A 12879-nucleotide genomic window follows, 5' to 3' on the forward strand; every position below is an offset into this window, starting at 1 on the left:
AGTGGAGTCTATCCGTAGGTGTCTCGAGGACCCCGACCTCTGACTGAGCGTCTGCCGTGTTTCCACGAGCGCTGCACCGGTCCGATGATCTCGATGTCGTCGATGATGCGGCGGCCGAGTTCGCGTTCGAACCGATCGAGCAGCTGGCTGCGCAGGATCGTCAGCTGAGTCGCCCACGTCGTCGACGACGCGCGGATGACGAGCACCGGCGGATCGAACTTCTCCGGAGTGCAGTGGGCGGCGACGTTCTTGCCGACGAGCTCCGGCCAGCGGCCGAGCACTGCCCCGACGTCGAGGTTGTTCGTCCAGCCCTGGGTCTTCACCAGCGCCTTGAGACTCGAGTCCAAGGGCTGCGGATCGCGCGGGTCCGGCCGGGCGGAGGAGTAGGCGATCTCGGCTCGCCGCATTCCGGCCAAGCTGCGGCGCGGCCCGCGCGACAGCGGCCGGAACTCGGAGTCAGCCATCCGCCGGATCCGGTCGAGGGCCTCCAGGCTGGCGACGGGCACGAGGTGCTCAGGACTGCTCATCGGCTCCCGCCTCGGCGACGTGTGCGGGCAGGTCGACGATGCGCCCGCTGAGATTGTCCGGAATGTCACCGGCGACCGCGGCGGTGATGAGCACCTGTTCGGCCCCGTCGATCCGCTCGGCGAGCCGGCGGCGGCGATCGGCGTCGAGTTCGGCGAAGACGTCATCGAGCACGAGCACCGGCTGATCGTCCGGCACTCCGTCCTCACCGCTGAGCAGCTCCCAGCCGGCCAGCTGCAGGGCCAGGGCCAGGGACCAGGACTCTCCGTGTGAGGCGTACCCTTTGGCCGGCACTCCCCCGATGAGCAGTTCGACGTCATCGCGCTGAGCCCCGACGAGGGTGAGCCCGCGCTCGATCTCGACCCGGCGCCGCTGCGCGAGCCCGGCGACGACCACCTCGGCGGCGGTGCGGGCATCGTCAATGCCGCGGTAGTCGAGACGGGAGACGTAGTCGAGGTCGACCTGCTGGCGGGCCTCGGCGGCACCGGAGGCGATGTGGGCGAAGGCGGCGGTGACCGGCGCACGCAGCTCTTCGAGCAGCTGCCGCCGGCCGAGCACGAGCTGGGCGTTGGCCTCGGCGAATGCCTCATCCCAGATGTCGAGTGTGGCCTCCAGACCGGGGTCCCGGTTCGAGCGCAGGCTCTTGAGCAGCGCGTTGCGCTGGCGCAGGGCCCGCTGGTGATCGGCGATGACCCCGGCGAAGCGCGGCTGGCGGGCGATGAGCAGGTCATCGAGGTACTGCCGGCGCTCGGCCGGATCGCCCTTGACGAGGGCGAGGTTCTCAGGGGCGAAAACGACGGCGTGGACGAGGCCGAGGACATCGCGGGCGCGCACCGGTGAGCGGTTGATGCGGGCAAGGTTGGCACCCTTGGATCTGATCGTCACCTCGAGGGTGACCTGGCGGGCGCCGCGGTGGGCGAGTGCGGAGATCGTCGCCTGCTCGGCCCCGCTGCGCACGAGCGGCTGGTCGCCGGCCACGCGGTGGGAGCGCAGCGCGGCGAGGTAGCCGATCGATTCGACGAGATTCGTCTTCCCCCAGCCGTTGGGCGCAACGAAGGTCGTCACACCCGGCTGCAGATCAAGGCTGAGCTGCGGGTAGGAGCGGAAGTCGCGGAGAAGAAGTCTCGAAACCCACATCAGAACCGCATGACCGGCATGAGCAGGTAGCGGTAGGAGGTGTCGAGTTCGCTGTCGGCTTCGTCCTGGCCGGAGATGACGACCGGCTTCTTCGGTTCGGTCATGGAGAACCGGACGTAGGGCTTGTCGATGGCGGCCAGGCCCTCTGCGATGAAGTGCGGGTTGAAGCCGGTGGAGATGTCCTCACCGCTGATGTCGACCGGCAGCGATTCGCTGGCCTGGGCGTCGTCGCCGGCGCCGGCGCGCAGGGTGAGCGCACCGTCGGCGAACTCGAACTTGATCGGGGTGTTGCGCTCGGCGACGAGGCTGACGCGGCGCACGGCCTCACGCAGCGTTCCGGTCTCACACACCGCGGTGATGGCGACTTCTTTGGGGAACAGCGAGCGGACCTTAGGGTAGTCGCCCTCGACTAGCAGCGAGGTCGTGACCCTGCCGTTGGCGGAGAAGGCGAGCATCTCCTTGCCGCCGGATTCGGCCAGCGCGATCTCGACGTCGCCGCCCATCGCCTTTGCGGCATCGGAGAGGGTCCGGCCCCTGACGAGGGCGGTGGCCGAGAAGTCCGGGCGGCGCGGGTTCCAGGTGAATTCGCGCACGGCCAGGCGGTAGCGGTCGGTGGCCAGCAGGGTGATCGTCTCGCCTTCGATTTCGACCCGGACCGAGGTGAGGATCGGCAGCGTGTCGTCCTTGGAGGTGGCGATGGTGGCCTGGGAGACAGCGTGCTGGAAGTCGCTGGCGGCGACCATGCCCGAGGTCTCGGGGATCTCTGGCAGGGCCGGGTACTCCTCGACGGGCATCGTCATGAGCGCGAAGCGGGACGAACCGCAGGTCAGCGACACTTTGTTGTCCTGCTGTTCGAGGATCACCGGCTGGTTGGGCAGCGCCTTGGCGATCTCGGCCAGCAGCCGGCCGGAGACGAGGACCGTGCCGGCGGATTCGACCTCAGCGGCGATCTCAGCACGTGAGGAGACCTCGTAGTCGAAGACGGCCAGCTGCACCGAGCCGCTGGCATCGGCGGTGATGAGGATACCGGTGAGGACGGGAACCGCGGGACGCTGCGGGAGGCTCTTGGTCGCCCAGGTGACAGCCTCGGCCAGGACGTCGCGATCGACTTTGAACTTCACGGGTTGCGCTGCGTCGGTGTTCACGGTTCTCCTGCGGTATCGAGGGTGCTGGCCGGTGTGGTGAATGGGCTTCTGCCGTGCCCTGGATGTGGACACGACAGCGCACTGAAACTTTACACCGGGCTATCGGCGTGGGCAATTGCATGGAGCCCGAAATCGTGCTTGACCTGGAGCTTCGTCAGTGCTGCGGTGACAAGCACCATGTCACGCGGCAGCGAGGATGTCACGTCCCTGCCCGGTCACGCCTCTGCCGGGTCACACCTTTGTCGAGTCATGCCCCTTCCGGGCCGTTCGCTCATGCACAGCCCGCCGAGCAATGAGCGGTGCGCTCGGGAAGCTCGATGGATGAATAGGCAGTCGTGTCAGTAGCACCTGTGGATCCTGTGTAATCACATCGGTGTCATCGAGCATTCACGCGCCGAGCGCCCGATTCACTGCGGTGGATGAGCTGTTGACGAACCACACGCGTCGCTCCACACCCTGTAAATCACACCGATGTGCTTCCACACGCGTCCACCGACGGGCCGGCATCGTACACCGGTCGCACCCCGGTGTGAACCCCTTTGCACACAGAGTTTTCCACAGCTGTGAAGATCATGTTCTGTATCGTTTCAAAGACGATGCTGCTGTTTGATGCGATTTGTCAGCTCGGTGACCTGCGTATAGAGATTGCGCCGCTCGGCCATCTGCGTGCGGATCTTCTTGTTCGCATGCATGACAGTCGTGTGGTCACGGCCGCCGAACTCCTGGCCGATCTTCGGCAGCGACAGATCGGTGAGCTCACGGCACAGATACATAGCGATCTGCCGGGCAGTCGTCAGTGTCCGCGACCGGCTCGAGCCGCACAGATCCTCGAGGGTGAGCCCGAAGTATGCTGCGGTCTGTCCCATGATGTCGGTCGCGGTGATCTCCGGGGTGTCCTCATGGGTGATGTAGTCCTTGAGCACCGTCTCGGCCAGGGACATGTCGATCTCCTGGTCGTTGAGATTGGCGAAGGCTGTCAGCCGCACCAGCGCCCCCTCGAGCTCGCGGATGTTCGAGGACACGCGTGAGGCGATGTACTCCAGGACGTTGTCAGGGACCTGCAGCCCCTCGGCGATCGACTTGTTGCGCAGAATCGCGAACCGGGTCTCGAGATCCGGCGGCTGCACATCGGTCAGCAGCCCCCATTCGAAGCGCGAGCGCAGCCGCTCCTCGAAGCCTTTGAGCATCTTCGGAGGCTGGTCGGAGGTGATGACGACCTGTTTGTGCTCGTTGTGCAGGGCATTGAAGGTATGGAAGAACTCCTCGACGGTGGCGTCCTTGCCCTGCAGGAACTGGATGTCATCGATCATGAGGATGTCGACTTCGCGGTAGCGGCGCTGGAACTTCGGCCGCAGCGAACCGGAGGTCGAGGAGCCGATGGTGTTGATGAAGTCGTTGACGAACTCCTCGCTGGAGACGTACTTGACCCGGATGTTGGGATACAGCTGCGCGGCATAGTGCCCGATCGCGTGCAGCAGGTGGGTCTTGCCCAGTCCCGAATCGCCGTAGATGAACAGCGGGTTGTAGGCCTTGGCCGGAGATTCGGCCACCGCGAAGGCGGCAGCGTGGGCGAAGCGGTTCGAGGAGCCGATCACGAAGGTGTCGAAGGTGTACTTCTCGTTCAGCTGGCTGACGCCGCCGGCATGATCCTCCGGTGCCGGCGTGAGGACTTCCTCGATCGCGGCATCCTCGATCTCGGCTGTCGTCGGCGCTGGGGTCTCCGTGCCCGAGGCGGTGGGTGCGCTGGCAGCCGGAGCAGCAGTCGTGGCCGGTGCTGCGGGTTCGGCAGCGGGGGTCTCGGCCGGGCTGTCGACTGGGCTCTCGCGGGTGGCCAGCGGCGGATCGAGGTCAGGTTCGATCGCAATGGCGAAGCTGACCTCGTGACCGAGGACGGAGGAGAACTCTGCCGCCAGCGGCTCGCGCAGGTTGCGCTCGAGTGTCGAGCGGGTGAGGTCGTCACGGACTGAGAGGACCACGAGGTTGTCCCCGACCATGGCCTTGGGCACCGCCAGCTGCAGGAAGCCCTTCTGCTGGGCTGTGATCGTCGGGTTGTTCAGCAGATTCGCCAGCACCGTGTGCCAGGTGGTCAACAGGTGCTCGGTGTCCGTGTTCTCGGGCATGAACACTCCCTCCTCAGCTGTGGATAACAAGGGGACATCACTTCCACATAGTTTTCCACAGACGGTGGAAAAAAACGACAGAGGGGCCGGAATCATCCACATCGGTGGAGAAACGTGTGGAAAATACATCGTTGTGAGTTGTGGACGTGCTTGTTCATGGCACGATGTGAATTCAGGTTGACCGCAGTGTGACGCCGGAATGTCCCGTTCATCCCCCGGTGCAGCCGAGTTTGACCCTGCCCGTCTGGCGCTCGTAGACTTGAGTGTCCTGTGTTGCGGGCCCACTTGAGTTGTGATGAGCGAACTTCCCCGTTTGGCCACTCGGCGCAGGAGCGTCACCACCAGCTGCGCTCGCAAGAGCTGAGACCAGCTGCGTGCGAACCGCCCGCATTCCTGCGGCGGCTGAAAGCAACAACAGATAGACGGAGACACTCGTGAGCAAGCACACTTTCCAGCCCAACAACCGCAAGCGCTCGAAGAAGCACGGCTTCCGCCTGCGCATGCGCACCCGCGCCGGCCGCGCCGTTCTGGCTGCCCGGCGCCGCAAGGGACGCAAGGCCCTCTCGGCCTGAGTGCCACAGTCGACGACCCTGCCGCACCCACACTGCTGCGCATGCGCAGATTCGGGTTCGGGGATCTGAGGACCCGGTGCTCCCTGCGGTGAACCGTATGCGACTGCCCGATGAGTTTCGGTCGGTCTTCCGTGCGGGCACCAAGGCCGGATCCCGTCAGCTGATCGTCCACTGCCTGCGGACTTCTGACGACGCCCACGCTCCGCGCGTGGGTTTCGTCGTTTCCAAGGCAGTGGGCAACGCTGTGGTCCGCAATCGAGTCAAGCGCAGGCTCCGGGAGTTGATGCGCCCGCGTCTTCACCACCTCGACGACGGCACACTGCTCGTCATCCGAGCGCTGCCGGCTGCGGCCGAGGCGGACTTCGCCGCACTGGAGCGCGCCCTGACCAAGGGGATGGACCGGCTCGGGCTGACCAACGGGGAGAAGAGGCGCGCTCGGAATGAAGCACTCAGCTGAGCACACCCGCTCCTCCCTGCCGCCGGCACCCGAGGGAACCGGGGCGCGGATCCTGTACTTTCTGCGCATCGCCCCGCGGATGCCTTTCGTCTGGTGGATGCGGCTGTACCGGCTGGCGATCTCACCGCTGTACGGGCAGGTGTGCCGCTACTACCCCAGCTGCTCGAAGTACGCACTCGATGCTTTCGAGGTGAAGGGAGCCGTGCGCGGAACGGTCATGACGATCTGGCGGCTGCTGCGCTGCAACCCCTTCTCCCCCGGCGGAATCGACTACGTCTCCGGCTCTGTTCTGGAGCAGCAGTCGGAGCTGCTGAACAAGGGAAGAGCCGCTGGACGGCAGCGGCACCGCAGCCGATCAGGCGATTGAGGGTCGGCGCCACAATAGTGGCACAATATACGAGATACCGAACCAGCAGACCGTGCATCGGCCGCGGTCGAGGAGAGAATGAATGAACTGGATTGACAGTGTTCTATGGCCACTGAAGTGGGTCATAGCCTGGATTCTGACAATCTTCCACCAGATCTTCGAGATGCTCGGCATGCCCTCGGACAGCGGGTGGACCTGGGTGCTGTCGATTGCGTGCATGACGATGGTCGTGCGCGCGGTCCTCATTCCTCTCTTCGTCTATCAGATCAAGTCCCAGCGCAAGATGCAGCTGCTGCAGCCGGATGTGCAGCGCCTGCAGGCGAAGTACAAGGGCAAGAAGGACCAGTTCTCCCGTCAGGCCATGGCTGAAGAGCAGATGGCCCTGTTCAAGAAGCACGGCACCAATCCGTGGGCTTCCTGCCTGCCGCTGCTGGCACAGCTGCCGATCTTCTTCTCGCTGTACCGCGTCATCTTCAACATGCCGATGGTCGCCCGGGGTGAAACCGACCCGATCGGCGGACTGACCCAGTCACTGGCTCAGGAGGCCGAGCGCGCGACCATCTTCGGTGTTCAGCTGTCCGAGACGTTCCTCACCGGTGACATCTCGGTCAAGATCCTCACCGCGATCCTCATCATCATCATGGGCGCGACCCAGTTCATCACGCAGAAGCAGATGATGAGCAAGAACATGTCGGAAGCTGCCATGAACAACCCGTTCATGCAGCAGCAGAAGATGCTGCTCTATATCATGCCCGTGGTCTTCGCCGTCGGCGGTGTGTACTTCCCGCTCGGCGTGCTCATCTACTGGCTCGTGTCGAACTCCTGGACGATGGTCCAGCAGTTCATCGTCATCCGCAACATGCCGGCTCCCGGCTCGCGTGCCGAGAAGGAGCTCATGGAGCGCCGCGCCCGGAAGGGCAAGTCCCCGCTGCCGGGCTCGAAGCCGATCAGTGAGGAACCCGAGAACCCCCAGCCTGCTGGCGGCCAGCGCAAGCAGCCGGTCGGCAAGGCACGCCAGAAGAAGAAGAGGAAGAGGTAGAGCCGACGCATGTCTGAAGACTCGATGGTCAACACCGCTGACGAACGCAGCACCACGGATGCCGATCAGTCCGTTGCTACCGACAACGCCGCCGACAATGCCGACGGACAGGTCGAGGAGACCAAGCCGACCCGTGCGGAACTGCTTGAAGAAGAAGGCGAGATCGCAGCCGACTACCTTGAGGAGCTGCTCGATATCGCCGATATCGACGGTGACATCGACATCGATGTCGCTGACAGCCGAGCAGAGGTCGCCATCGTCTGCGAAGACGGCGACAGCAACCTGTCGACACTGGTCGGCAAGCAGGGCCGAACGCTCTCAGCACTGCAGGAACTCACCCGGCTCGCCGTGCAGACGGCGACGGGCCAGCGTTCATGGCTGATGCTCGACATCGACGGCTACCGCGACCAGCGCAAGGAAGACGTTCGGGAGATCGCGCGGAAGGGCATTGAGAAGGTCAAGGAGTCCGGTGACTCCTTCGAATGCCAGCCGATGAATTCCTTCGAACGCAAGGTCGTGCACGACGAAGTCGCCAAGGCCGGGCTGTACTCTGAGTCCGCCGGCGAAGGCGATCGCCGCCGTGTCGTCATCCAGTCAGCCTGAGCTGCCGCGCTGATGGACAGCACCCACTCCCCCACTGGCAACCCGAGGGAACGTGCGGGCATCGAGTCCGAACCCGAGGCGGCGGCCGAGATCTTCGGTGCGCGCATCGATCTCGCACGTCGCTTCGCCGACCACCTGGCGACCACCGGAGTTGAGTGGGGCCTGCTCGGGCCCAGAGAGCTGCCTCGGCTGTGGAGCCGGCATATCCTCAACTGTGCGGTGATGGCCGAGCTCCTCGAGGACACCGACGTCGTCGGTGATATCGGCTCTGGCGCCGGGCTGCCGGGCATTCCTCTGGCTATTGCCCGACCGAAGACCCGCTTAGTGCTCGTTGAGGCGATGGAGCGGCGTGTTGAGTGGCTGCAGATGGTTGCTGCTGACCTGCAGCTTGAGAACGTCAGGATCGTGCGTGCCCGCGTCGAGGAGCTCGTCGACGCGGAGATCTTCACCGTCGCGACGGCACGAGCCGTGAAGTCGCTGCCGGTTCTCATCGAATGGTGCACACCGGTGCTAGGCCCGGACGGCCGACTGCTTGCGATCAAGGGTCAGTCATACGAGACCGAGATCAAGAAGGCAGCCAAGCACATCAAGCGCTATCGCCTCTCACCGCCCAAGGTGCATACCCTTGGCGCTGAGTCCCTCGAGATCCCAACCACGGTACTTGAGCTGCGGCGCCGCTGACAGTCTGCAGTTCTATTAGTATTCGAATAACTCCGTCGAGGCCCGCAGACAGCTTGCAACGGGGGCTGCGCTGCGTTTCACGTGAAACATCGACGGGAGAGTGAGGCGCGCGCACTCGTGACAAATCACCGGCGATACTCCTCTCTCACACGGGTACTTGAGTGGTTCGCGTCGGCTGATGTCCCCTCTGTTGGGTAGACTAAGAGACGGTTTGCGAGCCAGTCGGCTCTTGTTGATGAACGGAGTTCAGTATGCCCATCATGGATGAGTCGACTCCGTTGGGTGCTCAGATTGCGCGGGACCATCGCCGTGCCGAGCGCCTCGCGGCGACGACATTTCCAGCACCCGATTCGACACGGATCTTCACCGTCGCCAATCAGAAGGGCGGGGTGGGCAAGACCACCACTGCGGTGAATATCGCCGCCGCACTCGCTGCCCAGGGCCTGAAGGTTCTGGTGATCGATATCGACCCCCAGGGCAATGCGAGCACCGCGTTGGGCATCGAGCACTCTACGGAGGTCAACAGCATCTATGATGTCCTGATTGAGGATCTCCCGGTGTTCGAAGCCGTAGCCCAGTGCCCTGATATCGAGACCCTCACCTGTGTCCCCGCCACCATCGACCTCGCAGGAGCTGAGATCGAGCTCGTCTCGCTGGTTGCACGTGAGCAGCGTCTTGTTCGTGCTCTGCGCGCCTATTTAAAGGAACGCGAGGATGCAGGCGAACGGGTCGACTACGTGATCATCGACTGTCCCCCGTCACTGGGCTTGCTGACCGTCAACGCTTTTGTAGCAGCAAACGAAGTGCTTATTCCAATTCAGTGCGAATACTACGCACTCGAAGGCTTGAGCCAGCTGCTGAAGAATATCCAGCTGATTCAGAAACACCTGAACCCAGCTCTGGAGATTTCGACCATTCTCCTGACGATGTTCGACGGCCGCACGAACCTCAGCCGGCAGGTTGCTGACGATGTACGGGCTCACTTCCCCAACCAAGTCCTCGAGGTGACGATCCCCCGATCGGTCCGCATCTCCGAGGCTCCGAGTTACGGTCAAACCGTCATCACATACGAACCATCATCATCCGGCGCGCTTTCGTATCGCGAAGCAGCTGAGGAAATTGCACATCGAGGAGTAGCAGATCATGGCTGAGCGCAAACGTGGATTGGGCCGGGGACTTGGAGCTCTCATTCCCGACGTCGTAACAGAGGACCGCCCGGTAGACGTCTTCTTCGGTCAGCAGGCTGAAGCAGATTCCGACGTTTCACGTGAAACACCCCGTCCAAAGGATCCGGCGGAGGGTATGCGGAAGGCGCGTGCTGCGAAGCGCACGAACACGAAGCCCACGAAGAAGACGTCCTCCTCCCCTGCTGCGAAGAAATCCGGCGCTGCTGGCGAGAAGAAGGCGGAGGAATCCGGATCGAAGACGGCTCCACCAAGCAGGGCCCGTGGTGCATCGCAGAAGTCTGTACCGGCGTCAACAACGTCCGTTCATCACGATGTTTCACGTGAAACAGACCTTCAAGAGGTTCCTGGCACGGCATTTGGTCTGATCCCTCTGGAGCAGATCAGTCCGAACCCGCGGCAGCCGCGTCAGGTTTTCGATGAGGATGCGCTCGACGAGTTGGTGCACTCGATCCGTGAAGTCGGTGTTCTTCAGCCCGTCGTCGTGCGTCTTGTCGACGAGAAGAAGCCCGCGTATGAGCTCATCATGGGCGAGCGGCGATTCCGGGCGTCTGAGCTGGCCGGTGTCAGCACGATCCCGGCGATCATCAGAGCGGTTGAAGACACCGACCTGCTGCGTGACGCCTTGCTTGAGAATCTCCACCGATCGGATCTGAATCCACTTGAAGAGGCTGCAGCCTATGAGCAGCTGTTGAACGACTTTCAGTGTACGCAGGAAGAACTCTCCGAACGGATCGGGCGTTCCCGCCCTCAGATCTCGAATACACTCCGGTTGCTCAGGCTCCCGCCGCTTGTGCAGCGCCGTGTGGCTGCCGGTGTGATTTCCCAGGGCCATGCCCGCGCGATCCTTGGTGTTGAGGATCCTGCGAACATGGAAGTTCTCGCTCAGCGCATTGTGGCTGAAGGCCTGTCGGTCCGGGCAACAGAGGAAGCTGTCGTATTGCTGAATCGAGGGGAGAAGCCTCGTGTTTCACGTGAAACAAAACAGCTTACCCCTGAGCTGGCGCAGATCGCGGACCGTGTGGGGGATAAGCTTGATACTCGCGTGAATATCGTCATGGGAAAGCGCAAGGGCAAGATCAGCGTGGAGTTTGCGAACCAGGATGATCTCAAGCGGATCCTTACTGCGCTTGGAATCGAAGACGAGTCGTAACTTCCGTTCGTTTGCTACCGTCAAAGGCCCCGGCATGTGCCGGGGCCTTTCGGTTTCACGTGAAACACGTGTTGACGTGCCGCAACCGGGCGCTGCAGGTCGAACTCGACGTCACCGATAGCCGGTTTAACAGCCTGCCCGGCCTGATCCAGGCTGACAGATGAGCAGACTGTGACTCACTGATAAGACTCGGATTGACTGTGCGTAGCTTTATCGATGGGTGGGGACGCGCAGCGAAGGGGACGGAGGCCCGCAAAGACGGTTACGCGTCCGTCGGCTGATGTTTCACGTGAAACGGGATGGATTGGTGATCGACTGAATATTCAGTGCACCGGTCTCGGGATCGGACTCGCGCGCCAGATAGAGTCGTTGGAGGGCCGCGGCAATACCGTCGGCAATCCGATCGCGGATGAGGTCATCAGCGAGCATCTCGCGGTCACGATCGTGGCTCACGTAACCCGCAACGACGTGCACTTTCGGGCTGCGCACGGCGGCAAGACTCTGCCACGTACGGGCGTGCGTGCGGCAGTCGAGGAAGTCGGTTCGGGCGTTGACCTCTCTCTGCACGAGCTCGGCCAACCGCTTGCCGACGGGGGAGTAGACGTCGTCGTCATCGGCGCGGCCGAAGTAGAAGGTCGCTACTCCATTAGCGGAATCCGAAAGAGACGAGTCCTGCGTGATCGTGACGACTGCCGAGGCTTCGAGTTCGTCTGCAAGTGTCTGATGTGCATCGGGGGAGCTGACGAGAACAGTTGCGGCACCAAGGGCGCTGAGGCGACCGTCGAGGCGACGAGCGATATCAATCGAGTACTCTTCTTCGAGTCGCCGCTGTTCATCGGTATAGGGCGTGGCCTTGAAGTCGCGAGCAGACGTGGCAGCTTCGATGACGATGACGCGTCCGGCAAGCGATGGTCCTGAGGACGTGACGCGAGCGTGTTCCCGCAGCGCATAGAGGTTGCCGGTGCTGTGATTGCGGCTGATCGAGTCAAGCCCAGAGATGGTATTCGGGCCCACGACACCGTCTGTTCGCAGACCGAGTCCGCTCTGGATCTCTCGCACAGCCTCATCGGTCCCGGCAGCGAACACGCTGTCGATGCGGTCTGTGTAGACACCGAGCTTGGACAAGCGCTTCTGCAGTGTTCCGACGTCGTCGCCGACCAGGGGGCGGACTGGATCGAAGCGCAGCACGCGGTCGCCGAGTCGGTAGCGGGCCAGTTCGATCTGCTCGAAAGTCTCGGGGCCCAGAATCCCGTCGGTGGTGATCCCACGGCTCTGCTGGAACGCGAGAATAGCCAATTCGAACTGATGATCGAATTCGGGAGATGCCACATCGCCGACCTTGATTCCCAGGCGGTCCAGCTGTGCCTTGGTGGCCAGCAGGACAGTGCTGGAGTCGCCCCGTGTGAGGGTGGGGTAGGCAGATTGTGAGGTCATATCGTCTCGCTGGGCTCGGTGTCGGGATTGTCGGGATCTGTGGTGATGCGCCTAACGGCCACTGGCGCCTGTCGATACTACAACAGGCGCCAGTGTGTTAGCTGATAGGAAAATCAGCCGAGGAACTCCTCGAGCTGCTGCATCAGCATCGGCTTCGGCTGGGCACCGATGATCGTCTTGGCAACCTGGCCGTCCTTGAAGACGTACAGCGCCGGGATCGAGGTGATGCCGTAGGTCGAGGCCGTCTGCATGTTCTCGTCGGTGTTGACCTTGACGACCTTGAGCTTATCGGCGTTCTCCTCACCGATCTCGTCGACGATGGGGGAGACCATGCGGCACGGTCCGCACCACGGGGCCCAGAAATCGACGAGGACGGGCCTATCTGCCTGGAGGACCTCGGCCTCAAAATTTGCGTCAGTGACATCTGCAGTCATTGCTGCTCCTAACTTGGTTGGCCGGCTG

At 63.0% G+C, this 12879-nt stretch carries 14 protein-coding genes; 8 read left to right on the forward strand and 6 right to left on the reverse strand.

Annotated features, from left to right (window positions below; translation table 11 throughout):
- Nucleotides 1-8 precede the first annotated feature (8 nt).
- The 4 genes from H9634_RS02280 to dnaA all read right to left on the reverse strand — a co-directional run bounded on the left by H9634_RS02280 (nt 9) and on the right by dnaA (nt 4927).
- On the reverse strand, nt 9-527 hold the full coding sequence (locus H9634_RS02280; RefSeq protein ID WP_191725203.1) for a DUF721 domain-containing protein: 519 nt from the start codon (nt 525-527) through the stop codon (nt 9-11).
- The gene (gene recF, locus H9634_RS02285; RefSeq protein ID WP_191725204.1) at nt 514-1662 is read right to left on the reverse strand and encodes a DNA replication/repair protein RecF; all 1149 of its coding nucleotides are present in this window, start codon (nt 1660-1662) and stop codon (nt 514-516) included. The genes H9634_RS02280 and recF overlap by 14 nt, the downstream gene beginning before the upstream one ends.
- Nucleotides 1662-2783, reverse strand: a complete 1122-nt coding sequence (gene dnaN / locus H9634_RS02290; RefSeq protein ID WP_191725496.1) for a DNA polymerase III subunit beta — start codon at nt 2781-2783, stop codon at nt 1662-1664. Before dnaN ends, recF begins: the two co-directional genes overlap by 1 nt.
- Nucleotides 2784-3394: 611 nt before the next feature.
- The gene (dnaA, locus tag H9634_RS02295; RefSeq protein ID WP_191725205.1) at nt 3395-4927 is read right to left on the reverse strand and encodes a chromosomal replication initiator protein DnaA; all 1533 of its coding nucleotides are present in this window, start codon (nt 4925-4927) and stop codon (nt 3395-3397) included.
- Nucleotides 4928-5361: 434 nt separating this feature from the next.
- On the opposite strand from dnaA, the gene rpmH reads away from it, so the two are divergent.
- The 8 genes from rpmH to H9634_RS02335 all read left to right on the forward strand — a co-directional run bounded on the left by rpmH (nt 5362) and on the right by H9634_RS02335 (nt 10983).
- Nucleotides 5362-5499: a 50S ribosomal protein L34 gene (gene rpmH, locus H9634_RS02300; RefSeq protein ID WP_102162510.1), complete on the forward strand. Its 138-nt coding sequence runs from the start codon at nt 5362-5364 to the stop codon at nt 5497-5499.
- A gap of 88 nt (nt 5500-5587) precedes the next feature.
- Nucleotides 5588-5956 carry a ribonuclease P protein component gene (gene rnpA / locus H9634_RS02305; protein ID WP_318244989.1) on the forward strand — a complete coding sequence of 123 codons (369 nt, stop codon included), beginning with the start codon at nt 5588-5590 and terminating at the stop codon, nt 5954-5956.
- Nucleotides 5940-6323 carry a membrane protein insertion efficiency factor YidD gene (yidD, locus tag H9634_RS02310; protein WP_191725207.1) on the forward strand — a complete coding sequence of 128 codons (384 nt, stop codon included), beginning with the start codon at nt 5940-5942 and terminating at the stop codon, nt 6321-6323. Before rnpA ends, yidD begins: the two co-directional genes overlap by 17 nt.
- An 82-nt stretch (nt 6324-6405) precedes the next feature.
- The gene (gene yidC, locus H9634_RS02315) at nt 6406-7362 is read left to right on the forward strand and encodes a membrane protein insertase YidC (RefSeq protein WP_175293533.1); all 957 of its coding nucleotides are present in this window, start codon (nt 6406-6408) and stop codon (nt 7360-7362) included.
- Between the two features lie 9 nt (nt 7363-7371).
- The gene (locus H9634_RS02320) at nt 7372-7965 is read left to right on the forward strand and encodes a Jag family protein (RefSeq protein ID WP_175293534.1); all 594 of its coding nucleotides are present in this window, start codon (nt 7372-7374) and stop codon (nt 7963-7965) included.
- 12 nt (nt 7966-7977) lie between these two features.
- Entirely contained in the window at nt 7978-8646 is a 669-nt protein-coding gene (gene rsmG, locus H9634_RS02325; protein ID WP_191725208.1) for a 16S rRNA (guanine(527)-N(7))-methyltransferase RsmG, read from the forward strand.
- Nucleotides 8647-8897: 251 nt separating this feature from the next.
- On the forward strand, nt 8898-9797 hold the full coding sequence (locus H9634_RS02330; protein WP_191725209.1) for a ParA family protein: 900 nt from the start codon (nt 8898-8900) through the stop codon (nt 9795-9797).
- Complete coding sequence (locus H9634_RS02335; protein ID WP_191725210.1) at nt 9790-10983, forward strand: ParB/RepB/Spo0J family partition protein; 1194 nt, start codon at nt 9790-9792, stop codon at nt 10981-10983. The genes H9634_RS02330 and H9634_RS02335 overlap by 8 nt, the downstream gene beginning before the upstream one ends.
- 285 nt (nt 10984-11268) lie before the next feature.
- Here H9634_RS02335 and H9634_RS02340 read toward each other — a convergent pair whose 3' ends face one another.
- Both H9634_RS02340 and trxA read right to left on the reverse strand, forming a co-directional pair.
- Nucleotides 11269-12417, reverse strand: coding sequence for an N-acetylmuramoyl-L-alanine amidase (locus H9634_RS02340; protein WP_191725211.1), 1149 nt, complete (start codon nt 12415-12417; stop codon nt 11269-11271).
- Nucleotides 12418-12530: 113 nt separating this feature from the next.
- Nucleotides 12531-12851: a thioredoxin gene (gene trxA, locus H9634_RS02345; RefSeq protein WP_191725212.1), complete on the reverse strand. Its 321-nt coding sequence runs from the start codon at nt 12849-12851 to the stop codon at nt 12531-12533.
- Nucleotides 12852-12879 lie beyond the last annotated feature (28 nt).

This window comes from Brevibacterium gallinarum, from assembly GCF_014836885.1.
GTDB lineage: Bacteria > Actinomycetota > Actinomycetes > Actinomycetales > Brevibacteriaceae > Brevibacterium > Brevibacterium gallinarum.

Coding starts and splice junctions, on each gene's coding strand:
- H9634_RS02280 (WP_191725203.1), bottom strand. CDS start 527: ATGAGCAGTCCTGAGCACCTCGTGCCCGTCGCCAGCCTGGAGGCCCTC.
- recF (WP_191725204.1), bottom strand. CDS start 1,662: ATGTGGGTTTCGAGACTTCTTCTCCGCGACTTCCGCTCCTACCCGCAG.
- dnaA (WP_191725205.1), bottom strand. CDS start 4,927: ATGCCCGAGAACACGGACACCGAGCACCTGTTGACCACCTGGCACACG.
- yidD (WP_191725207.1), top strand. CDS start 5,940: ATGAAGCACTCAGCTGAGCACACCCGCTCCTCCCTGCCGCCGGCACCC.
- yidC (WP_175293533.1), top strand. CDS start 6,406: ATGAACTGGATTGACAGTGTTCTATGGCCACTGAAGTGGGTCATAGCC.
- H9634_RS02320 (WP_175293534.1), top strand. CDS start 7,372: ATGTCTGAAGACTCGATGGTCAACACCGCTGACGAACGCAGCACCACG.
- rsmG (WP_191725208.1), top strand. CDS start 7,978: ATGGACAGCACCCACTCCCCCACTGGCAACCCGAGGGAACGTGCGGGC.
- H9634_RS02330 (WP_191725209.1), top strand. CDS start 8,898: ATGCCCATCATGGATGAGTCGACTCCGTTGGGTGCTCAGATTGCGCGG.
- H9634_RS02335 (WP_191725210.1), top strand. CDS start 9,790: ATGGCTGAGCGCAAACGTGGATTGGGCCGGGGACTTGGAGCTCTCATT.
- H9634_RS02340 (WP_191725211.1), bottom strand. CDS start 12,417: ATGACCTCACAATCTGCCTACCCCACCCTCACACGGGGCGACTCCAGC.
- trxA (WP_191725212.1), bottom strand. CDS start 12,851: ATGACTGCAGATGTCACTGACGCAAATTTTGAGGCCGAGGTCCTCCAG.